Here is a 19,817-nt window from a genome sequence, read left to right on the forward strand (position 1 = left end):
ACCGGTTACAGCGGCGATAGCTGCTTCACGACAGCGGCATCCAATGTCTCCCAATCCACGCTATCCAGGCTGTGCAAGCCGCAGGTGGCATTGACTAGCAGCTTGCGTTGCACATCGCTACGGTGCAGCGCCACGGCGTAGGGAACGCGCATGAACGTCACCATCGAATAGTGCGGTACAAACCGCCCCGGATGGCGCTCCTGCAATTCCAGTTCCAATTGCCGCTGCAGCAGGTACTCCGGGTGATCCACCTTGTCGCGCATCTCGATGTAGTTTTCCAGCGCCATCTGCTGGATGGCTTCGGCGTTCGGCTTGCGTTCGCGTTCGAATGCCGCGAATGCGTCGGCCAGCGTGGGCGAATCCTGCAGATGCTGCGCCAGCGCCACGCAGTCCTCGAACGCGCAGTTCATGCCCTGGCCGTGGAACGGCACCATCGCGTGCGCGGCGTCGCCCAGCAGCACGGCCTGGCCGCCCAGGTGCCAGCGGTCCAGATACAAGGTGGCAAGGTTGCCGACCGGATTGGCCTCGAAGTCGTGGTGCAGCGCCGGGATCAGCGGCAATGCATCGGGGAATTCGCGCTGGAACAAGGCCATCGCATCGTCGCCGGTTTGCACCGTGGCGAAGCTGGGATGCGCGCCGGCATGCGGCATGAACAAGGTCACCGTAAAGGTGCGTTCGTCGTTGGGCAGGGCGATGCACATGTAGTGGCCGCGCGGCCAGATGTGCAGCGCATTGGGCTCGATGCGGAAGCTGCCGTCGGCGGCCGGCGGGATTTCCAGCTCCTTGTAGCCGTGGTCCAGCCAGTCGGTGCGCTCGCCCAGCGCTTGCACCTTGGCGATTTCCGCGCGCACGGTGGAGCCCGCACCATCGGCGCCGACCAGCGCCCGGAAGGGACGGACCACCCGTGCGCCGTGATGGTGGAACGTGGCCACGTGGTCGATGAAATCCACTTGCTCCAGCGCATGGTCGAACTGCAGGCGTGCGCCATGCGATTCGGCGATGTCCAGCAGCACGCTGTTCAACTCGCCGCGATTGATCGACCAGATCACTTCCGAATCGTCGCGCCCATACCGTTGCAGGCCCGGCTCGCCGTGCAGCGGGTGCACGAAGCGGCCACGCATCATCACCGCCTGTTGCAACACGGCCTCGTCCGCGCCGGCCTGGCGCAGCGCATGCAGGCCGCGTTCGGCCAGCGCCAGGTTGATCGAGCGGCCGCCGGCGTAGCCTTCCACGCGCGGGTCGCCGCGGCGCTCGAACACGTCCACCGACCAGCCGCGCCGGGCCAGCAGGATGGCGAGCAGGGCGCCGGCCAGGCCGCCGCCGATGAGGGTCAAATGCTCGTCATTCCCGCGAAGGCGGGAATCCAGCTTTTCCGATGTCATGCGTGTCCCCGATTATCTTCGGCCACAGGTCTTTCCATGCTGGATTCAGGGATTCGATGAGCCGTGTTTTCCAGGCGCGATTCCATTTCTTCAGTTGCTTCTCGCGTTGAATTGCCGATTCCATCGAATCGTGTTGTTCGTACCAAACGAGAGACCTGACTCCGTACTGCTTGGTGAAACCGTCAACGACATGGCTCCGATGCTGCCACGTTCTTGCAACCAAATTGCTGGTCACGCCGATGTAGAGAGTCCCTTGATAGTGGCTTGCAAGGATGTAGACGGCGGGTTGCTTCATTTTTTCGGTACAACGTCACGAGCTGGATGCCCGCCTTCGCGGGCATGACGAGCGGAAAGCCGGCATCGAGCGGATAGTCGGCATCGCGCAGATAGCCGGCATCGAGCGGATAACCGACATCGAGCGGACAGCCGGCATCGAGCGGAAAGCCGGCATCGAGCGGAAAGCCGGCATCGAGCGGAAAGCCGGCATCGAGCGGAAAGCCGGCATCGAGCGGAAAGCCGGCATCGAGCGGATAGTCGACATCGAGCGGATGGCCGGCATGAGGATCAGACGCGCCATTCCCGCACGGTGCGGGCGAAGCGCAGCACGTCGGCGAAGCTGTTGTACAGCGGCACCGGCGAGATGCGGATCACGTCCGGTTCGCGCCAGTCGCCGAGCACGCCGCGCGCGGCGAGGAACTCGAACAGCTCACGGCCACGCTCGCGGCCGCCGATGACGCGGATCGAGAGTTGGCAGCCGCGCTGCGCGGGGTCGCGCGGCGTCGCCACCTGCAGCACGTCGCGAAGGTCGGCGTCGATGAGTTGTTCGAGATAGCCCGTCAGGCGCTCCGACTTCGCACGCAGGGCCGGCAGGGTGGCGCGGTCGAACTGCTCCAGCGAAGCGCGCAACGGCGCCAGGCCGAGGATCGGCGGGTTGGACAGCTGCCAGCCATCCGCACCCGGCGTGGGCGAGAACTGCGGGCCCATCCTGAAGCGCACCGAGGCGTCGTTGCCCCACCAGCCGGCGAAGCGCGGCCGATCGGTCTGCGCGTGGCGCGCGTGGACGAAGCAGCCAGCCACTGCCCCGGGACCGGCGTTCATGTACTTGTAGTGGCACCAGACCGCGAAGTCGGCGTCGGCGTCGTGCAGATGCAGGGGCAGATTGCCGACCGCATGGGCCAGGTCGAAGCCGACCACCGCGCCGGCCGCATGGCCCAGCCGCGCGATCTCCTTCAGGTCGAACGCCTGCCCGGTGCGGTACTGCACGCCCGGCCAGACGATGGTGGCCAGCCGCGGGCCGTGCTCGGCGATGGCGCGCTCGATGGCGGCCATTGAAAACGTGCCGTCGGCATTGTCCGGTTCGACTTCGACCAGCGCATCAAGCGGGTCGAAGCCGTGGAAACGCACCTGCGATTCCAGCGCGTAGCGGTCGGAGGGGAAGGCGCCTGCCTCCATCAGCAGCACCGGGCGCTCGCGGGTCGGGCGGTAGAAGCTGACCAGCATGAAATGCAGGTTGGCGGTCAGCGAGTTCATCGCCACCACTTCCTGCGGCTGCCCGCCGACCACGCGCGCCAGCGGGTCGCGCACCAGCTCGTGGTAGGGCATCCACTGCGCGTTGCCGGTGAAGTGGCCTTCCACAGCCTCGCGCGCCCACTTGTCCAGCACTTCCTCGACTTGCGCCCGCGCGCCCTTCGGTTGCAGGCCCAGCGAATTGCCGACGAAGTAGGCCTGCGGCGTGCCGTCGTGCAGCGGCAGGTGGAACTCGTCGCGGAAGTGGCGCAGCGGGTCGGCGGCGTCGAGGGATTGCGCGTAGGTGTCGGTAAATGGGTCGGTCATTTTCTGTCCCGGATGTCATTCCCGCGAAGGCGGGAATCCAGCTCTTGATCTTCTAAGTAAAAGCTGGATACACAGCCACAAGGGCTGCGGAAAGACGCCCGCCTGCGCGGGAATGACGGGTGGAAGTTCATGCAAACCTCGACGCGGGAAGACCAAGCCATTCCAGCGCGGTGCCGTGGTAGAGCCGTGCGCGCTGCACCTCGGCCAAGCCGAGCCGCTCGATGCCTTCGCCCGGCACCTGCTCGCCCAGCGGGAACGGATAGTCGGTGCCCAGCATCACCCGCTCGCTGCCGCAGGCGTCCAGCAGGTAGCGCAGCGCGGCGTCGTCGGCCACCCAGGAATCGAAATACAGGCGCTTCAGGTATTCGCGCGGGTTGCGGAAGTTGTCGGTGGCGACGAGATCCGGGCGCATGTTGAAGCCGTGCTCGATGCGGCCGATGGTGTAGGGGAAGCTGCCACCGCCGTGGGCCAGCGCGACGCGCAGCTTCGGCAGCCGTTCCAGCACGCCGCCGAACGCCAGGCAGCAGGCGGCGCGCGACTGCTCGGCGGGCATGCCCACCAGCCACGGCAGCCAGTATTTCGGCATCGACTCGGCGCCCATCATGTCCCACGGGTGGACCAGGATCGCCGCGCCCAGCTCGCTGGCCGCCTCGAAAAACTCAAACAATTCGGGCGCGTCGAGGTTCCAGTCGCCGATGTGCGAGCCGATCTGCACGCCCTGCAGGCCCAGCTCGTCCATGCAGCGCTCCAGCTCGCGCACCGCGAGCGCGGGCGACTGCAGCGGCACCGTGCCGATGCCCGCGTAATGGCGCGGGAAGTCGCGGCAGGTCTGCGCCATGTGGTCGTTGAGCGACTTGTGCAGCTCCAGCGCCTGGTGCGCCTTGGCCCAGTAACTGAACATCACCGGCACCGTGGACAGCACCTGCACCTGCACGCCGAAACCGGCGTAGTCGTCGATGCGGATCTGCGGGTCCCAGGTCTTCGGCCAGATCTCGCGGAAGAACTTGCCGTCCTTGTAGATGCGGTGGCGGCCGTCGTCGCCGTGGTGGATCACCGGGAAGCGGTTGTCGCCGTATTTCGTGGCGAGGTCCGGCCAGTCGCGCGGCAGGTAATGGGCATGGGTGTCGATCTTGAGCATGGCCCGATTCTAGGGCCAATGCGCGTGCCAGTTGGGCTCAGTGGCCGTCCAGCAGCTTCTTCGCCGCGGCGCGGGCTTCCTTGCTGACATCCGCGCCGCCGACCATGCGGGCGATCTCGTCCACGCGGCCCGTGGCATCCAGCGCGACCACGGAGGACTGGGTGATGCCATCCTGCGCGGCCTTGCTGACCCGGTATTGGGCGTGGCCGGCGGCGGCCACCTGCGGTTGGTGGGTGACGCACAGCACCTGGCGCAGGTCGCCGAGGGCGCGAAGTTTGGCCCCCACGGCAGCGGCCACGGCGCCGCCGATGCCGGCATCGACTTCGTCGAACACCATCGTGGGCACCGCGTCCTGCCCTTGCGCGGCCACCTCGATGGCCAGCGAGATGCGCGACAGCTCGCCGCCCGAGGCGACCTTGCGCAGTGGGCGCGGCGGCTGGCCAAGGTTGGCCGACACCAGGAACTCGGCGCGCTCGATGCCGTTGGGGTCAGGCAGGTCGCTTGCATTGGGCTCCAGCTGGACGTCAAACCGGCCGCCCTGCATGCCCAGCTCGCCGATCAGCGCGGTCACCGCGGCCGCAAGCGCATTGCCGGTGTTCCGGCGCGAATCGCCCAGCGCCAGTGCGGCCTGCCGCCAGTTGACGCGCGCGGTGGCGATGTCGCGATCGAGCCGCTGCAGCTTGGCATCGGCATCCGCCAGTGAGTCCAGTTCCAGCGCCAGCGCGTCGCGGTGCGCGGCCAGTCTGTCGGGCGCGACGCGATGCTTGCGCGCCAGGTCCTGCACGCGGGTAAGTTGGCGCTCGATCTCGGCCAGCGCATCGGGATCCACGTCGAGGTCGTCGCGGATGCGCTGCAGCAGGGTCAGCGCCTCATCCAGCTGGATGACGGCGGAATCGAGGATGCCGTCCACTTCGACCAGGCGCGGCTCATGCGCGGCTTCGCGCTGCAGCCCGCTGCGCAGATGCTGCAGGCGGGCGCCGAGGGAGTCGTCATTGCCCAATGCCTCCAGGGCCAGCTCGCAGGCCGCGATCAGCGATGCGGCATGCGCGTGCCGGCGATGGCTGGCGTCCAGCGTTGCCAGCGCCGCGGGCTCCAGCGGCTGCGCCTGCAATTCGTCCAGTTGGTGGCGCAGCCAGGCTTGGCGTTCCCCCACGTCGCCGCGCGCCAGCAAGGCCTCGCGCTCGTCGTGCAAGGCTTTCCAGTGCAGCGCGGCAGCGCGGGTGGCGGCCAGCAGCGGTTGATGGCGGGCGGCGGCATCCAGCAGCGCGGTTTGTTGGCTGCGCACCAGCAATGCCTGCTGGGCGTGCTGGCCGTGGATTTCCACCAGCAGCGCGGCCAGGTCGGCCAGTTGGGCGATGGTGACGGTACGCCCGTTGATCCAGGCCTTCGAGCCGCCGTCGGCGCGCAGGGTGCGGCGCAGCTGGCAGGCGCCATCGTCGTCCAGCTCCGTTTCGGCAAGCCAGGCCGCGGCGGCGGGGCAGTCGTCCAGCGCGAATTCGGCGGACAGTTCGGCGCGCTGCGCGCCGTGGCGCACCGCGCCGGCATCGCCGCGGGCGCCGGACAGGAAGCCCAGCGCATCCACCAGCAGCGACTTGCCGGCGCCGGTTTCGCCGGACACGACGGTGAGGCCCGCGCCGAATTCCAGCTCGGCATGGGCCACCACGGCGAAATCGCGAATGGACAGGCGGGTCAACATTGCCGCGCATTGTGCCTTTACCCGGTTCCTGCGGGTAGCGGTTGCATGTGCGTTCGTTGGCGCTTACAACCATGCGCATGGCACGCAAGCCGACCCAGGACATCGCCCACGACCCGCGCGCCCGCCAGCTGCTGCGCACGCTGGTGGCGCGGCATATCCGCAGCGGCGAGCCGGTGGGGTCGCAGACGTTGGTCAAGCATGCGGGGCTGGAGATCAGCGCAGCCACCATCCGCAATATCCTGGCGTCGCTGGAGGATGCCGGCTTGCTGGCGGCGCCGCACAGCTCGGCCGGGCGGGTGCCCACGGCGCAGGGCTACCGGCTGTTCGTCGATTCCCTGTTGCAAGTCAAGCCGCTGGGAAGCGACGACGTCAGCCGTTTGCGCAGCGGCCTGCCGGCGGGGGCGGGCACGCAGGCGCTGTTGGGCAGTTCGTCCGAACTGCTGGCGACGATGACCCATTTCGCCGGCATGGTCAGCGTGCCGCGACGCGACGGCTTCGCTTTCCGGCAGATCGATTTCGTGGCGCTGGATCCACAGCGGGTGCTGGCGATCCTGGTCTTTGCCGATGGTGAAGTGCAGAACCGGGTGGTGCAGCTGCGGCGGGCGTGTTCGCCTTCGGAGTTGGAGCAGGCGGCCAACTATCTCAATGCACACTTTGCCGGGCACTCGCTGACGGCCATTCGCGCGGCGCTGCTGCGCGATCTGCGCGATGCGCGCAGCGAAATGGAGCGGCTGCTGGCCAGTTCGATCGAGTTGGCCGAACAGGCGTTCGCGCCGGCCGCGCAGGACGACATGCTGGTCGCCGGGCAGGCGCGTTTGCTGGGGCTGCAGGAGCTGGGCGACATGGATCGGCTGCGCGCACTGTTTGATGCCTTTGCCGAAAAGCGCGAACTGCTGCAATTGCTGGAACGCACCGCGAAAGCGCCGGGCATGCGCGTGTTCATCGGCGAGGAAACCGGGCTTGCGCCGCTGGCGGGGATGTCGCTGGTCACCGCGCCCTACGGTCACGACGGGCAGGTGCTGGGCGTGCTGGGGGTGATCGGCCCCAGCCGCATGGCCTATGAGCGGGTGATCCCGGTGGTGGAGGCCACTGCGGCGGTCCTCGGGGCCGCCTTGAATCCGGAGGGCTGAGTCCCCATTCACGCTGTTGGATGCGGCATCCCGCCGCGAATCGAACCGTGGACATGACCAACGATCCGACGCAGGAAGTGAACGACGCGACCGCTGAGGCGCCGCAGGGGGATGAACTGGAAGCGCTGCGCGCAGAAGTCGAGCAGCTGCGTGCGCAATCCCTGCTGGAACGCGCCGACCTCGAAAACCAGCGCAGGCGCTTGGCGCGCGACATCGACACGGCGCGCAAATTCGCCAACGAGCGCCTGCTCAGCGACCTGCTGCCGGTGTTCGACAGCCTCGATGCCGGCATGACCGCCGCCGGGGACGAAGCGGTGGCGTTGAAGCAGGGGCTGGAGCTGACCTACAAGCAATTGCTGAAGGTCGCCGCCGACAACGGCATGGAAGTGCTCGACCCGACCGGCCAGCCGTTCAACCCCGAGCACCACCAGGCCATCAGCCAGGGGGATGCGGCGGGCGTGGCGCCGGGGCACGTCATCACCGTGTTCCAGAAAGGCTACGTCCTGAACGGGCGCCTGCTGCGCCCTGCGCTGGTGATCGTGGCCAACCACGATTGACCGCGTGAGCCGCCCGGCTCTTGAAGGCGCGCGCGGCATCCCCAGATAGCAACCATCGGCGCACGGCGCCGCCCCACATTCGGATTGAAGAGGACACCACCATGGGCAAGATCATCGGCATCGACCTGGGCACCACCAATTCCTGCGTCTCCATCATGGAAGGCGGCAAGGCCCGCGTCATCGAGAACAGCGAGGGCGACCGCACCACACCGTCCATCGTTGCCTGGACCAAGGACGGCGAAGTGCTGGTTGGCGCCTCGGCCAAGCGCCAGGCCGTCACCAACCCGAAGAACACCTTCTACGCAGTGAAGCGCCTGATCGGCCGCAAGTTCACCGACGCCGAGGTGCAGAAGGACATCGGCGTGGTGGCGTACAGCATTTCCCAGCACGACAACGGCGACGCTTGGGTGGCGCTGGCCGACGGCAAGAAGCTGGCGCCGCAGGAAGTCTCCGCCAAGGTGCTGGAGAAAATGAAGAAGACGGCGGAAGCCTTCCTCGGCGAAACCGTCACCGAGGCGGTGATCACCGTGCCCGCCTACTTCAACGACAGCCAGCGCCAGGCCACCAAGGATGCCGGCCGCATCGCCGGCCTCGACGTCAAGCGCATCATCAACGAACCGACCGCGGCCGCGCTGGCCTATGGCCTCGACAAGGGTGATGCCAAGGATCGCAAGATCGCTGTGTACGACCTCGGCGGCGGCACCTTCGACGTGTCGATCATCGAAATCGCCAACATCGATGGTGAAAAGCAGTTCGAGGTGCTGGCCACCAACGGCGACACCTTCCTCGGTGGCGAAGACTTCGACAACCGCGTCATCGACTATTTGGTGGACGAGTTCCAGAAGTCCGACGGCGTGGACCTGCGCAAGGACCCGCTGGCCCTGCAGCGCCTGAAGGACGCTGCCGAGCGTGCCAAGATCGAGCTGTCGTCCAACCAGCAGACCGACGTCAACCTGCCTTACGTCACCGCCGACGCCAGCGGCCCGAAGCACCTGAACATCAAGCTGACCCGGGCCAAGCTGGAAGCGCTGGTGGATGATCTGGTCAAGCGCACCATCGAGCCGTGCCGCGTGGCGTTGAATGACGCCGGCCTGCGCGCGTCCGACATCACCGAAGTGATCCTGGTCGGCGGCCAGACCCGCATGCCGAAGGTGCAGGCGGCGGTGGCCGAGTTCTTCGGCAAGGAGCCGCGCAAGGACGTCAACCCGGACGAAGCCGTGGCCATCGGCGCGGCGGTGCAGGGCGGCGTGCTGGCCGGTGACGTCAAGGACGTGCTGTTGCTGGACGTGACCCCGCTGTCGCTGGGCATCGAGACCCTGGGCGGCGTGTTCACCAAGATCATCGAGAAGAACACCACCATCCCGACCAAGGCGTCGCAGACCTTCAGCACCGCCGAGGACAACCAGAGCGCAGTCACCGTGCACGTGCTGCAGGGCGAGCGCGAGCAGGCCCGCTACAACAAGTCGCTGGCCAAGTTCGACCTGACCGGAATCGATGCAGCGCCGCGCGGCATGCCGCAGGTGGAAGTGAGCTTCGACATCGACGCCAACGGCATCGTCCACGTGACGGCCAAGGACAAGAAGACCGGCAAGGAACAGAAGGTCGAGATCAAGGCAGGGTCGGGCCTGTCCGACGAGGAAATCCAGCGGATGGTGGCGGACGCCGACGCCAACCGTGAGGAAGACAAGCGTTTCCACGAGCTGGTCACCGCGCGCAACCAGGCCGATGCCCTCATCCATGCCACCCGCAGCACCATCAAGGACAATGGCGACAAGCTGCCGGGCGACGCCATCGGTCGCGCCGAAGGCGCCATCGCCGAGCTGGAAAATGCGATGAAGGGCGATGACAAGGGGCAGATCGAGTCCAAGGCCAAGGCGCTGGAAGAGGCCAGCCAGGCGTTGTTCGCTGCGGCAGCTGCGGCGGATCAGGCGAAGTCCGCAGGGGGCGACGCTGGCGCGAAGCCGGCCGACGATGTGGTGGACGCCGAGTTCACCGAAGTCAAGGACGACAAGAAGGCCTGAGGCCGGTCTGCTTCTCCCGCGCGGGAGAAGGCACGGTGAGAACCCAGGCGCTTGTGCAGGCCTGGGTTTTCGCGCAATCCCCATTCCCATATTTGGCCTTTTCCTGCGGGGGAAGGAAAGCAGAGCATGAGCAAGCGCGATTATTACGAAGTCCTGGGCGTGGCCCGCAACGCCGGCGACGAGGAGCTGAAAAAGGCTTATCGCCGCTGCGCGATGAAACATCATCCGGATCGCAATCCCGGCGACAAGGATGCCGAGGCGACCTTCAAGGAATGCAAGGAAGCCTATGAAGTGCTGAGCGATGGCGGCAAGCGCCGCCTGTACGACCAGCACGGGCACGCCGCGTTCGAGCACGGCATGGGCGGCGGCAATGCCGGCCCGGGCTTTGCCGACATGGGCGACATCTTCGGCGACATCTTCGGCAACATCTTCGGCGGTGGCGGCCGTCAGCAGGGGCCGCGCCGTGGCGCCGACGTTGGCTTCATGCTGGAGCTGGATCTGGAAGAGGCCGTTGCCGGCATCGAAAAGGAGATCCACATCCCGACGCTGGTGTCCTGCGCCCCCTGCAAGGGCAGCGGCTCGGAAGACGGCAAGGTGGACACCTGCAGCACCTGCCAGGGGCGCGGCCAGGTCCGCATGCAGCGCGGGCCGTTCATGATGCAGGCGCAGTGCCCGCACTGCGGCGGCGCGGGCAAGACCGTTGCCAACCCATGCAAGCGTTGCAACGGCAACGGGCGCGTGGAAGAAGAAAAGACGCTGATGGTGAAAATTCCCGCAGGCGTGGACAACGGCGATCGCATTCGGTTGGCGGGCGAGGGGGAGGCTGGCCCGGCAGGCGCGGCACCGGGCGACCTGTACGTGGAGGTTCGCGTGCGCCCGCACGACATTTTCGAGCGCGATGGCGATGATTTGCACTGCGAGGTGCCGATCCGCATTTCGCAGGCGGCGCTGGGCGATACCGTGCGGGTGCCCACCCTGGGCGGCGAGGTGGAGCTTCGGATTCCCGTCGAAACCCAGACCGGCAAAGTCTTCCGGCTGCGCGATCAGGGCGTGAAATCGGTGCGCAGTCGCGCGCCGGGCGACCTCTACTGCAAAGTGGTGGTGGAAACGCCGGTCAACCTCACCGCCGAGCAGCGCGAACTGCTGCACAAGTTCGAAGCGACCTTCGTCGGCGAGGGCGCGCGCCGTCATTCGCCGAAGTCCAGTACCTTCCTTGATGGCGTCAAGGGCTTCTGGGACCGGATGGTTTCCTGAGCGACCATCGTCACCCTGCGGCAGCGGTGACAGTAGAATTCGGGCTCCTTCGCGGAGCCCGTGTCTTTTGAAGACGTCCCCCTGCATCGGCATCGTCGGCAGCGCCGGCGCCTACGGGCGTTGGCTGCGCGTGTTTTTCGAAACGCGAATGGGCTTGCGCGTCGTTGGCCACGATCCGGCAGATGCACATTCGGCCAGTGAAGAGGCCCTGCTGGCGCAATCCGATGTCCTGCTGTTCGCCGCGCCGATCCGACTGACCGCAGCGCTGATCGACGATTACGCGTTGCGTGCCGCAGGCAGCGAGGCCGGCCAACTGTGGCTGGATGTCACGTCCGTGAAAGTCGGGCCGGTGGCGGCGATGCTGCGTTCCAAGGCCGAGGTGGCCGGCCTGCACCCGATGACGGCGCCGCCCAAGGCGCCGACCCTCAAGGGGCGGGTGATGGTGGTGTGCGAGGCGCGCGTGGAGCGCTGGAAGTCGTGGCTGGATGCGCTGGTGGCTGCGCTTGAGGCCGAGGCCGTGGCCGCAACCCCGGAGCAGCACGACCGCGCGATGGCGCTGGTGCAGGCCATGGTCCATGCAGGTCATCTTGCCCAGGCGGGGGTGCTGGGCGAGCCATCGGCATGGGCGGGCTCGCTGGCGACACTGTTGCCACTGCGGTCGGCCGCATTCGAAATGGACGTGGCCATCGCCGCGCGGATCCTGTCGCTCAATCCGGACATCTACGAAGACATCCAGTTCGGCAATCCGCACGTGCCGCACGTGCTGCACAGCCTGGCCGCGCGGCTGCAGCGCATCGCGGCGCTGGTGGCGCAGGGCGACGATGCCGCGCGGGCGGCTTTTCGCAGCGAGTTCCTGGACGGCAACCGGGCGGCGTTCGGTGCGGAGGTACTGGCAGACGGCAATTACACCTTCGAACGCCTGGGTTACCTGCTGGCCGATCTGCACGACCCGCAGGCGCTGGGCATCCATCTGCCCGACGACCAGCCGGGCGCGTTGCGCGCGCTGTTGGAGGTGTTTGAATCCTGCCGCCTCAACATCGCCTCGCTGCATTCCTCGCGCACGCCGGCGGGCGAGGTGCATTTCCGGCTGGGGTTCGACCGTGGCGTCGCCCCTGAACGACTTGCGTTGGCGGCAGCCGAGTTGCAGCGCAGGGGCATCGGCCGGGTGTTGCCGGGCTGAACGGTGGCGATTGGCGGCTGAACGGTTGCCCGCAGTCGCGAAACATGACGCTCATCAACAACTGGATTTCAGGCTTGCAGTACCGTTAACTCTAGGGTTCTTCCCTGTAGGCCAGATCATGACGTTCCGTTCCCCCGCGGAATCCCCCGACATCCCGACGCAGCCGGCGTTCGGTCCGCTGCTTGATGCCCTGCAGAGGCACATGCTGGATCGTGCTGCCCCGGCTCTGGACAGCGCGTTGGCCGATGTGGACGACTATTTGTTCGATCGCAGCCAGACCGGCGAAGAAAGCCTGGGCCTGATGGCGCTGCGCGACATGCGCCGCGCACGCAGCGAGATTTCGCGCAGTTTCCGGCAATCGGTGGTGGACAGGTTCCGCAGCCTGCGCGACCGCCGCCTGCACGAGCAAGGCGACCTTGCGGGCGGCCCGGGGCTCAGCCTGTTGTCCGAACAGGCGCTGGAAGAACAGTTGGCGGTCGAGCAGGTGGCGTCGTCGGTGCTGCGCGCGCACGCGTCGGCGTTCGAAGTGGCCAGCAAGCGCTTTTGCGTCGTTGTCGGCGTTGCCCACCTGGATGGCCGGGAAAATCCGCTCAACCCGGTGTTCCTGGCGTCGTCGCTTGGCCGTGCGATGGGGCAGCTGGAGATGGATGCCGAGCTGCGGATCGTGGTGTTCAAGTTTTTTGAGCGCGAGCTGGTCAGCGCGCTGGGCGACATCTACGAGCGCTGCAATACCTTGATGGCCACTGCCGGCGTGCTGCCGGAACTGCGCGCCACGCAGCGTGCGCAGTCGACCCATGGCCATCGCGGCCACGCGCCGCAAAAGTCGATGGAGCAGGAGCAGCAGAGGGATCCGGGGTCCGCCGGGGATGCGTCCCACCAGGGCCGCGGCCCGGACAGCGCGCCGATGCAGATCAACGCGGCGGACCAGGCCATGTTCGCCAACATGCTGGGCATGCTGCAGGGGTGGCGCAGCGCCATGGGAATGGCTGCGCCAGCAGGCGCCGCCCCCGCCGGGCCGACGCTGGGAACCGGCGACCTGATGTCGATTTTGTCGCTGATGCAGCAGGACGCTACCTCGGCGTTCATGCCGGCTGCCGCCGGCGAGCAGCAATCGCTGGCCGGGCAGCTGCGCCAGCAAATGGCGCAAAGTGCGCGCAAGCTGGGCGTGGCGGGCGACAACCTGAACCTCGACGGGTTGGACGGCGATGCCGTGGACCTGGTCGCGCTGTTGTTCGACGTGCTGCTGGATGGCCCGCAGTACGACACCCGGATCCGCCAGAAAATCGGACGCATGCTGGTGCCCTTCGTGAAGGTGGCGGTCAAGGACCGGCGCATGTTCATGTACAAGGAGCACCCGGCGCGGCGGCTGCTGAACACCGTGGCTGAAGCCTGCGAGGGAAACCGTGGCGAGGCGCCGCAGGAGCGCGAGCTGCTCACCCAGGTGGACCAGACAATCGACCGCCTGGTGTCTGAATTCAACGAAGACGTGGCGATCTTCGAAACGCTGGAGCAGGAGCTGCGCGCCTATATGGCACAGCATCGCAAGCGCTTCGAGCTCGCAGAAAAACGCAGCACCGAAGCCCAGCGTGGCCGGGAACGGCTGGAACAGGCGCGTGCGTCGGTGCAGGCCGATCTGGGCTGGCATCGCGCCGATCGCACGCTGCCGCCGGTCATCGACGAATTCCTCAACAAGCACGCGATGCACCACCTGGTGCAGATCGCCCTGCGTGATGGCAAGGGCTCGCCGCGCTATGACAGCGCGATGCGCGCGGTGGACGACCTGCTGGCTGCCAACGACCGGGCCATGGAGCGCAAGCCGCCTGACCTGGGCAAACCCCTGCCTGAGGCCGAGTTGCTGGCGATGCTGGCCAGTGCCGGTTGCATTGGCGATGCCGGCGAAGCGGCGCTGGAAGCACTGAATGATGCGCTGTCGCGTCTGGCGGAGGGTGAGCCGGCATTGGCTGTCGATGCGCGCATGCCCGCCGAAGCGATCATGCCGGAGCCGGCACCGCCACTGCAGGAGCCGCTGCTGGAGGCGGTGGGCGGAACGGCTGGCATGGACTTCGATGCGGCGATGCTGGCGCGCATTCGCACCCTGCAGGTTGGCCACTGGATCCAGCTGCAAGCGGGTGATGGGCATTTCGCGCCGGCCAAGGTGTCGTGGATCAGCCCGATTTCCTCGCGCCTGCTGCTGGTCAACCGGCGCGGCATTCGCGTGCTGGTGGCCTCGGTGCAAGAGCTGGCGGTGATGGCGAAGCTGGGCAAGGTGCTGGTGCGCGAGGGAACGACTGCGTTCGAGGATGCCATGCATCAGGTTGCCGGACGCCTGCAAAGCGTGGCCACGCGGCCCTGAGCCGCTTTCCCCGGCTTGCCGAAGGCGGCGCCGCGGGCTAGCCTGCCGGCATGAACGCGTCTGTCCGATTAGTGATCCACGGGGCCTCCGGGCGCATGGGCCAAGCCCTGCAGCGGCTGTGCAGTGAAGAAGCCACCGGCTGCGAGGTGGTGGCGGCGGTTTCGCACAGCGTTGGCAATCGCGTCATCGACGGCGTCCCGCAATTTGCAGGCGCCGAGTTGGCAGGCGTGCCGGACTTCGACGTGGCCGTGGATTTCAGCCTGCCCGAGGGGTTCGACGCCATTCTTGCGCTGTGCGTCCAGCGCGGCGCGGCGCTGGTGTCTGGCACCACCGGCCTGAGCGATATGCAGCGGGCACGGCTGGATGAAGCGGCGACTGCCATCCCGCTGGTCTGGGCCAGCAACTTCAGTCTTGGCGTGGCGGTGTTGCACGACCTGGTGGGGCGTGCGGCGACGTTGCTGCAGGGATGGGACTGCGACATCGTCGAGTCGCACCATGCACGCAAGCTGGATGCGCCTTCGGGCACCGCGCTGACGCTGGGCGCCGCTGCGCAGGCGGGCGGGGCGGCGCCGCATTACGCGTCGATCCGCGCCGGCGACATCGTCGGCGAGCATGTCGTGCAGTTTGCCGCCGCCGGTGAGCGCATCGAATTGATCCATCGCGCCAGCAACCGCGATGTCTTCGCGCGCGGTGCCCTGCATGCGGCGACGCGCCTGCGCGCGCGCGCGCCGGGACGCTATCGCGTGGCGGATCTGCTCTGAGCGCTGGCATCAGGGCAGACACGCCGGTACAATTCTCGCTCGCCTGAACCCCCCCCAGCTCCGAACCGGTATCTCCGCTTCGGCGCTTTCTTGCAACCTGACGCAAGGCGATGCACTTGAATACTCCTGCAATCCTCGCGCTTGAAGACGGCACGGTCTTCGAGGGCGTTTCCGTGGGTGCCCCCGGCTTGTCGGTGGGCGAGGTCGTGTTCAACACGGCCATGACCGGTTATCAGGAAATCCTGACCGACCCGTCCTATGCCAGGCAGCTGGTGACGCTGACCTATCCGCATATCGGCAATACCGGCTGCACCGACCAGGACGACGAGGCCAGCCAGGCCTGGGCCGCCGGCCTGATCGTGCGTGAAGTGCCGCGTCGCCCCAGCAATTGGCGCAGCCAGGTCTCGCTGCAGGATTGGCTGCTGGCGCGCGGAATCCAGGCCATTGCCGGCATCGACACCCGCAAGCTGACCCGCATCCTGCGCGAGCGCGGCGCGCAGAACGCCGCGCTGCTGGCCGCCGCCAGCCATGACCAAGCGTTGGACGCCGAGCACGCCATCGAGGCGGCGCGCAAATTTCCGGGCCTGACCAACATGGATCTGGCCAAGGTGGTAAGCACCAGCGCGCCGTATCGCTGGAGCGAAGGCCAGCTCGACCTCGACCGCAACGTGTTCGCGCATGCCGAGCCGAGGTTCAAGGTCGTTGCCTACGATTTCGGCGCCAAGCGCAACATCCTGCGCATGCTGGCCGAGCGCGGCTGCGACGTGCACGTGGTGCCGGCGCAGACGCCTGCGTCCGAAGTGCTGGCGATGCGGCCGGACGGGGTGTTCCTGTCCAACGGCCCCGGCGATCCGGCGCCCTGCGATTACGCGATCGAGGCGGTCCGCGCATTCCTCCAGGCGAAGATTCCGCTGTATGGCATCTGCCTGGGCCACCAGTTGCTGGGCCTGGCGATTGGCGCGCGCACCATGAAGATGGCGCACGGCCATCATGGCGCCAATCACCCGGTACAGGACCTCGATAGCGGGCGTGTGCTGATCACCTCGCAGAATCACGGGTTTTGCATCGACGAAGCCACGCTGCCGGCCAACGCGCGGGTCACCCACCGCTCACTGTTCGATGGCAGCAACCAGGGCATCGAACTGACCGACGCGCCTGCGTTCAGCTTCCAGGGGCATCCGGAAGCCAGCCCCGGTCCACAGGATGTCTCGCCGCTGTTCGACAAGTTCGTTGCGTCGATGGAGAACAACAACAATGCCTAAGCGCACCGACCTCGGCACCATTTTGATCATCGGCGCCGGCCCGATCGTCATCGGCCAGGCCTGCGAATTCGATTACTCCGGCGCGCAAGCCTGCAAGGCGTTGCGCGAAGAGGGCTATCGCGTCGTCCTGGTGAACAGCAATCCCGCCACGATCATGACCGACCCGGACATGGCCGACGCGGTCTACATCGAGCCGATCAACTGGCAGACGGTCGAGAAGATCATCGCCAAGGAAAAGCCCGACGCCATCCTTCCCACCATGGGCGGGCAGACGGCGCTGAACTGCGCGCTGGACCTGGCCGACAACGGCGTGCTGGAAAAGTACGGCGTCGAGCTGATCGGCGCGCGTCGCGAAGCCATCCGCATGGCCGAAGATCGCGAGCTGTTCAAGCAGGCAATGTCCGAGATCGGGCTGGACAGCCCGAAGTCCGAAGTCGCGCGCAGCTATGAAGACGCCGTGGCGATCCAGGCGGATGTGGGTTTTCCCACCATCATTCGCCCCAGTTTCACCCTGGGCGGCAGCGGCGGCGGCATCGCCTACAACCGCGAGGAATTCGAGGAGATCGTCAAGCGCGGGCTGGAGCTGTCGCCAACCGGCGAGGTGCTGATCGAGGAATCGGTGCTTGGCTGGAAGGAATTCGAGATGGAGGTCGTCCGCGATACGGCGGACAACTGCATCATCGTGTGCAGCATCGAGAACTTCGACGCGATGGGCGTGCACACCGGCGACTCGATCACCGTGGCGCCCGCGCAGACCCTCACCGACAAGGAATACCAGCGCCTGCGCGATGCCTCCATCGCGGTGCTGCGCAAGATCGGGGTGGACACCGGCGGTTCCAACGTGCAGTTCGGCATCAATGCCCACGACGGCCGCGTGGTGGTCATCGAAATGAACCCGCGCGTGTCGCGTTCGTCGGCGCTGGCGTCCAAGGCGACCGGCTTCCCCATCGCCAAGGTCGCCGCCAAGCTGGCGGTGGGCTATACGCTGGACGAGCTGAAGAACGAGATCACCGGCGGGCTGACCCCGGCATCGTTCGAGCCGGCGATTGACTACGTGGTCACCAAGATCCCACGTTTCGCCTTCGAGAAATTCCCCGCGGCCGACGCGCGCCTGACCACCCAGATGAAATCGGTGGGCGAGGTGATGGCGATTGGCCGCTGCTTCCAGGAATCCCTGCAGAAGGCGCTGCGCGGCCTCGAAATCGGCAAGATCGGACTGGATCCCACCGGGTTGGACCTGACCCGCGAGGACGATCTGGTGGTGCTGCGCCGGGAGCTGAAAGAGCCGGGCCCGGAGCGCATCTTCCACATCGCCGACGCGTTCCGCGCCGGCATGAGCGTGGAGGACGTGCATGCGCTGTCGTTTGTCGATCCGTGGTTCCTGGATCAGATCGAAGAGTTGGTGGATGCCGAAGTGGACGTGATCCATCGCGGCCTGGACGGGCTGGACGCACGCCGCCTGCGCGCGCTCAAGCGCAAGGGGTTCTCCGATGCGCGCATCGCGCAGCTGGCCGGCACCAACGAAACCGCGGTGCGCGCCCTGCGCAAGGCGTTCGGCGTGCGCCCGGTGTACAAGCGCGTGGACAGCTGCGCCGGCGAGTTCGCCACCGGCACCGCCTACCTGTACTCGACCTACGAGGACGAGTGCGAGGCCGCGCCCAGCGACCGCAGGAAAATCATGGTGCTCGGCGGCGGCCCCAACCGCATCGGCCAGGGCATCGAGTTCGACTACTGCTGCGTGCACGCGGCGCTGGCACTGCGCGAAGACGGGTACGAGACCATCATGGTCAACTGCAACCCGGAAACCGTGTCCACCGACTACGACACCTCCGACCGCCTGTACTTCGAGCCGCTGACGCTGGAAGACGTGCTGGAAATCGTCGAGCTGGAAAAACCCGTCGGCGTGATCGTGCAGTACGGCGGGCAGACCCCGCTGAAGCTGGCCAAGGCGCTGGAAGCGAACGGCGTGCCGATCATCGGCACGTCGCCGGACTCCATCGATCTGGCCGAAGATCGCGAGCGTTTCCAGAAACTGGTGGAACAACTTGGCTTGAAGCAGCCGCCGAACCGCACCGTGCGCAGTGCCGAAGAAGCGCTGGTGCGGGCGCGCGAGATTGGTTACCCGCTGGTGGTGCGCCCCAGCTACGTGTTGGGCGGCCGCGCGATGGAGGTGGTGCATGCCGATGCCGACCTGGCGCGCTACATGCGCGAAGCGGTGAAGGTGTCGCACGATTCGCCGGTGCTGCTGGATCGCTTCCTCGACAACGCGGTGGAAGTGGATATCGACGTGATCGCCGACCGCGACGGCAACGTGCTGGTGGGCGGGGTGATGGAGCACATCGAGGAAGCCGGCGTGCATTCCGGCGACTCGTCCTGCTCGCTGCCGCCGTACTCCCTGTCGGCGCGCACGCAGGAACGCCTGCGCGAGCAGGTGGTGGCGCTGGCCAAGGCGCTGCACGTAGTCGGGCTGATGAACACCCAGTTCGCGGTGCAGGTGGGCGTGGCCGAAGGCGAGGAAGCCGACACGATTTATCTGCTGGAAGTGAACCCGCGCGCCAGCCGCACCGTGCCGTTCGTGTCCAAGGCCATTGGCCGGCCGCTTGCAAAAATCGCTGCCCGTTGCATGGCCGGGATGACGCTGGCGGAGCAGGGCGCCACCGAGGAAATCGTGCCTTCGTACTACTCGGTCAAGGAGGCGGTGTTCCCGTTCGCCAAGTTCCAGAACGTCGACCCGATCCTCGGCCCGGAAATGCGTTCGACTGGCGAGGTGATGGGCGTGGGGCGCAGCTTCGAGGCCGCGTTCGCGCGCGCCGAAGAAGCGGCCAATATCCGCGCGCCGATGCCGGGCAAGGCCTTCATTTCGGTGCGCGACCCGGACAAGGTGCGGGTGCTGGCGGTGGCCAGGTACATGCTGGAGCGCGGCTTCAGCATCGTTGCCACCAGCGGCACGGCCAACTATCTCAGCGCGCACGGCGTTGCCTGCGAGCGCATCAACAAAGTGGCCGAGGGGCGCCCGCATATCGTCGATCTGATCAAGAACGGCGAGATTTGCTACATCGTCAACACCACCGAAGGGCGGCAGGCCATCGCCGATTCCTTCTCGATCCGGCGCGAGGCGCTGCAGGCACGGGTGACGTATTCCACCACCGTGGCCGGCGCCAGTGCGCTGTTGCATTCACTCGACTACCGCGGCAAGGGCGGCGTGCTCTCGCTGCAGGAACTGCACAAGGAGCTGGCATGAGCCGTGCAC

15 protein-coding genes are annotated in these 19,817 nt (G+C 66.8%); 9 read left to right on the forward strand and 6 right to left on the reverse strand.

What is annotated here, in order from left to right; all coding sequences use genetic code 11:
• Positions 1-5 precede the first annotated feature (5 nt).
• From LIW09_RS05680 to recN, 6 genes are all read right to left on the reverse strand, one after another.
• Positions 6-1,382, reverse strand: coding sequence for an FAD-dependent oxidoreductase (locus LIW09_RS05680; RefSeq protein WP_256646980.1), 1,377 nt, complete (start codon positions 1,380-1,382; stop codon positions 6-8).
• The gene (locus LIW09_RS05685) at positions 1,342-1,677 is read right to left on the reverse strand and encodes a GIY-YIG nuclease family protein (protein WP_256646981.1); all 336 of its coding nucleotides are present in this window, start codon (positions 1,675-1,677) and stop codon (positions 1,342-1,344) included. Before LIW09_RS05685 ends, LIW09_RS05680 begins: the two co-directional genes overlap by 41 nt.
• Positions 1,678-1,692: 15 nt before the next feature.
• Positions 1,693-1,959 carry a hypothetical protein gene (locus LIW09_RS05690; protein WP_256646982.1) on the reverse strand — a complete coding sequence of 89 codons (267 nt, stop codon included), beginning with the start codon at positions 1,957-1,959 and terminating at the stop codon, positions 1,693-1,695.
• The gene (gene kynU, locus LIW09_RS05695; RefSeq protein WP_256646983.1) at positions 1,947-3,215 is read right to left on the reverse strand and encodes a kynureninase; all 1,269 of its coding nucleotides are present in this window, start codon (positions 3,213-3,215) and stop codon (positions 1,947-1,949) included. Before kynU ends, LIW09_RS05690 begins: the two co-directional genes overlap by 13 nt.
• Before the next feature lie 127 nt (positions 3,216-3,342).
• A complete protein-coding gene (locus LIW09_RS05700) occupies positions 3,343-4,353 on the reverse strand; it encodes an amidohydrolase family protein (protein ID WP_256646984.1) in 1,011 nt (336 codons plus the stop codon).
• Positions 4,354-4,390: 37 nt separating this feature from the next.
• Complete coding sequence (gene recN, locus LIW09_RS05705; RefSeq protein ID WP_256646985.1) at positions 4,391-6,049, reverse strand: DNA repair protein RecN; 1,659 nt, start codon at positions 6,047-6,049, stop codon at positions 4,391-4,393.
• Between the two features lie 77 nt (positions 6,050-6,126).
• Here recN and hrcA point away from each other — a divergent pair, with 77 nt between their 5' ends.
• The 9 genes from hrcA to carB all read left to right on the forward strand — a co-directional run bounded on the left by hrcA (position 6,127) and on the right by carB (position 19,808).
• Positions 6,127-7,179, forward strand: a complete 1,053-nt coding sequence (gene hrcA / locus LIW09_RS05710) for a heat-inducible transcriptional repressor HrcA (protein WP_256646986.1) — start codon at positions 6,127-6,129, stop codon at positions 7,177-7,179.
• 53 nt (positions 7,180-7,232) lie between these two features.
• Complete coding sequence (gene grpE, locus LIW09_RS05715; protein ID WP_338064838.1) at positions 7,233-7,736, forward strand: nucleotide exchange factor GrpE; 504 nt, start codon at positions 7,233-7,235, stop codon at positions 7,734-7,736.
• A gap of 101 nt (positions 7,737-7,837) precedes the next feature.
• Positions 7,838-9,757 carry a molecular chaperone DnaK gene (gene dnaK / locus LIW09_RS05720; RefSeq protein WP_256646987.1) on the forward strand — a complete coding sequence of 640 codons (1,920 nt, stop codon included), beginning with the start codon at positions 7,838-7,840 and terminating at the stop codon, positions 9,755-9,757.
• A gap of 126 nt (positions 9,758-9,883) precedes the next feature.
• Positions 9,884-11,011 carry a molecular chaperone DnaJ gene (dnaJ, locus tag LIW09_RS05725; protein WP_256646988.1) on the forward strand — a complete coding sequence of 376 codons (1,128 nt, stop codon included), beginning with the start codon at positions 9,884-9,886 and terminating at the stop codon, positions 11,009-11,011.
• A 67-nt stretch (positions 11,012-11,078) separates the two neighbouring features.
• On the forward strand, positions 11,079-12,191 hold the full coding sequence (locus LIW09_RS05730) for a prephenate dehydrogenase (protein WP_256646989.1): 1,113 nt from the start codon (positions 11,079-11,081) through the stop codon (positions 12,189-12,191).
• A gap of 118 nt (positions 12,192-12,309) precedes the next feature.
• Entirely contained in the window at positions 12,310-14,544 is a 2,235-nt protein-coding gene (locus LIW09_RS05735) for a DUF1631 family protein (RefSeq protein WP_256646990.1), read from the forward strand.
• A 95-nt stretch (positions 14,545-14,639) separates the two neighbouring features.
• Entirely contained in the window at positions 14,640-15,305 is a 666-nt protein-coding gene (locus LIW09_RS05740) for a 4-hydroxy-tetrahydrodipicolinate reductase (protein ID WP_256646991.1), read from the forward strand.
• A 116-nt stretch (positions 15,306-15,421) separates the two neighbouring features.
• Entirely contained in the window at positions 15,422-16,567 is a 1,146-nt protein-coding gene (gene carA, locus LIW09_RS05745) for a glutamine-hydrolyzing carbamoyl-phosphate synthase small subunit (protein ID WP_256646992.1), read from the forward strand.
• Positions 16,560-19,808 carry a carbamoyl-phosphate synthase large subunit gene (gene carB, locus LIW09_RS05750; RefSeq protein WP_256646993.1) on the forward strand — a complete coding sequence of 1,083 codons (3,249 nt, stop codon included), beginning with the start codon at positions 16,560-16,562 and terminating at the stop codon, positions 19,806-19,808. Before carA ends, carB begins: the two co-directional genes overlap by 8 nt.
• The last annotated feature ends 9 nt before the right edge of the window (positions 19,809-19,817 follow it).

This window comes from Thermomonas paludicola (genome assembly GCF_024498955.1).
GTDB lineage: Bacteria > Pseudomonadota > Gammaproteobacteria > Xanthomonadales > Xanthomonadaceae > Thermomonas > Thermomonas paludicola.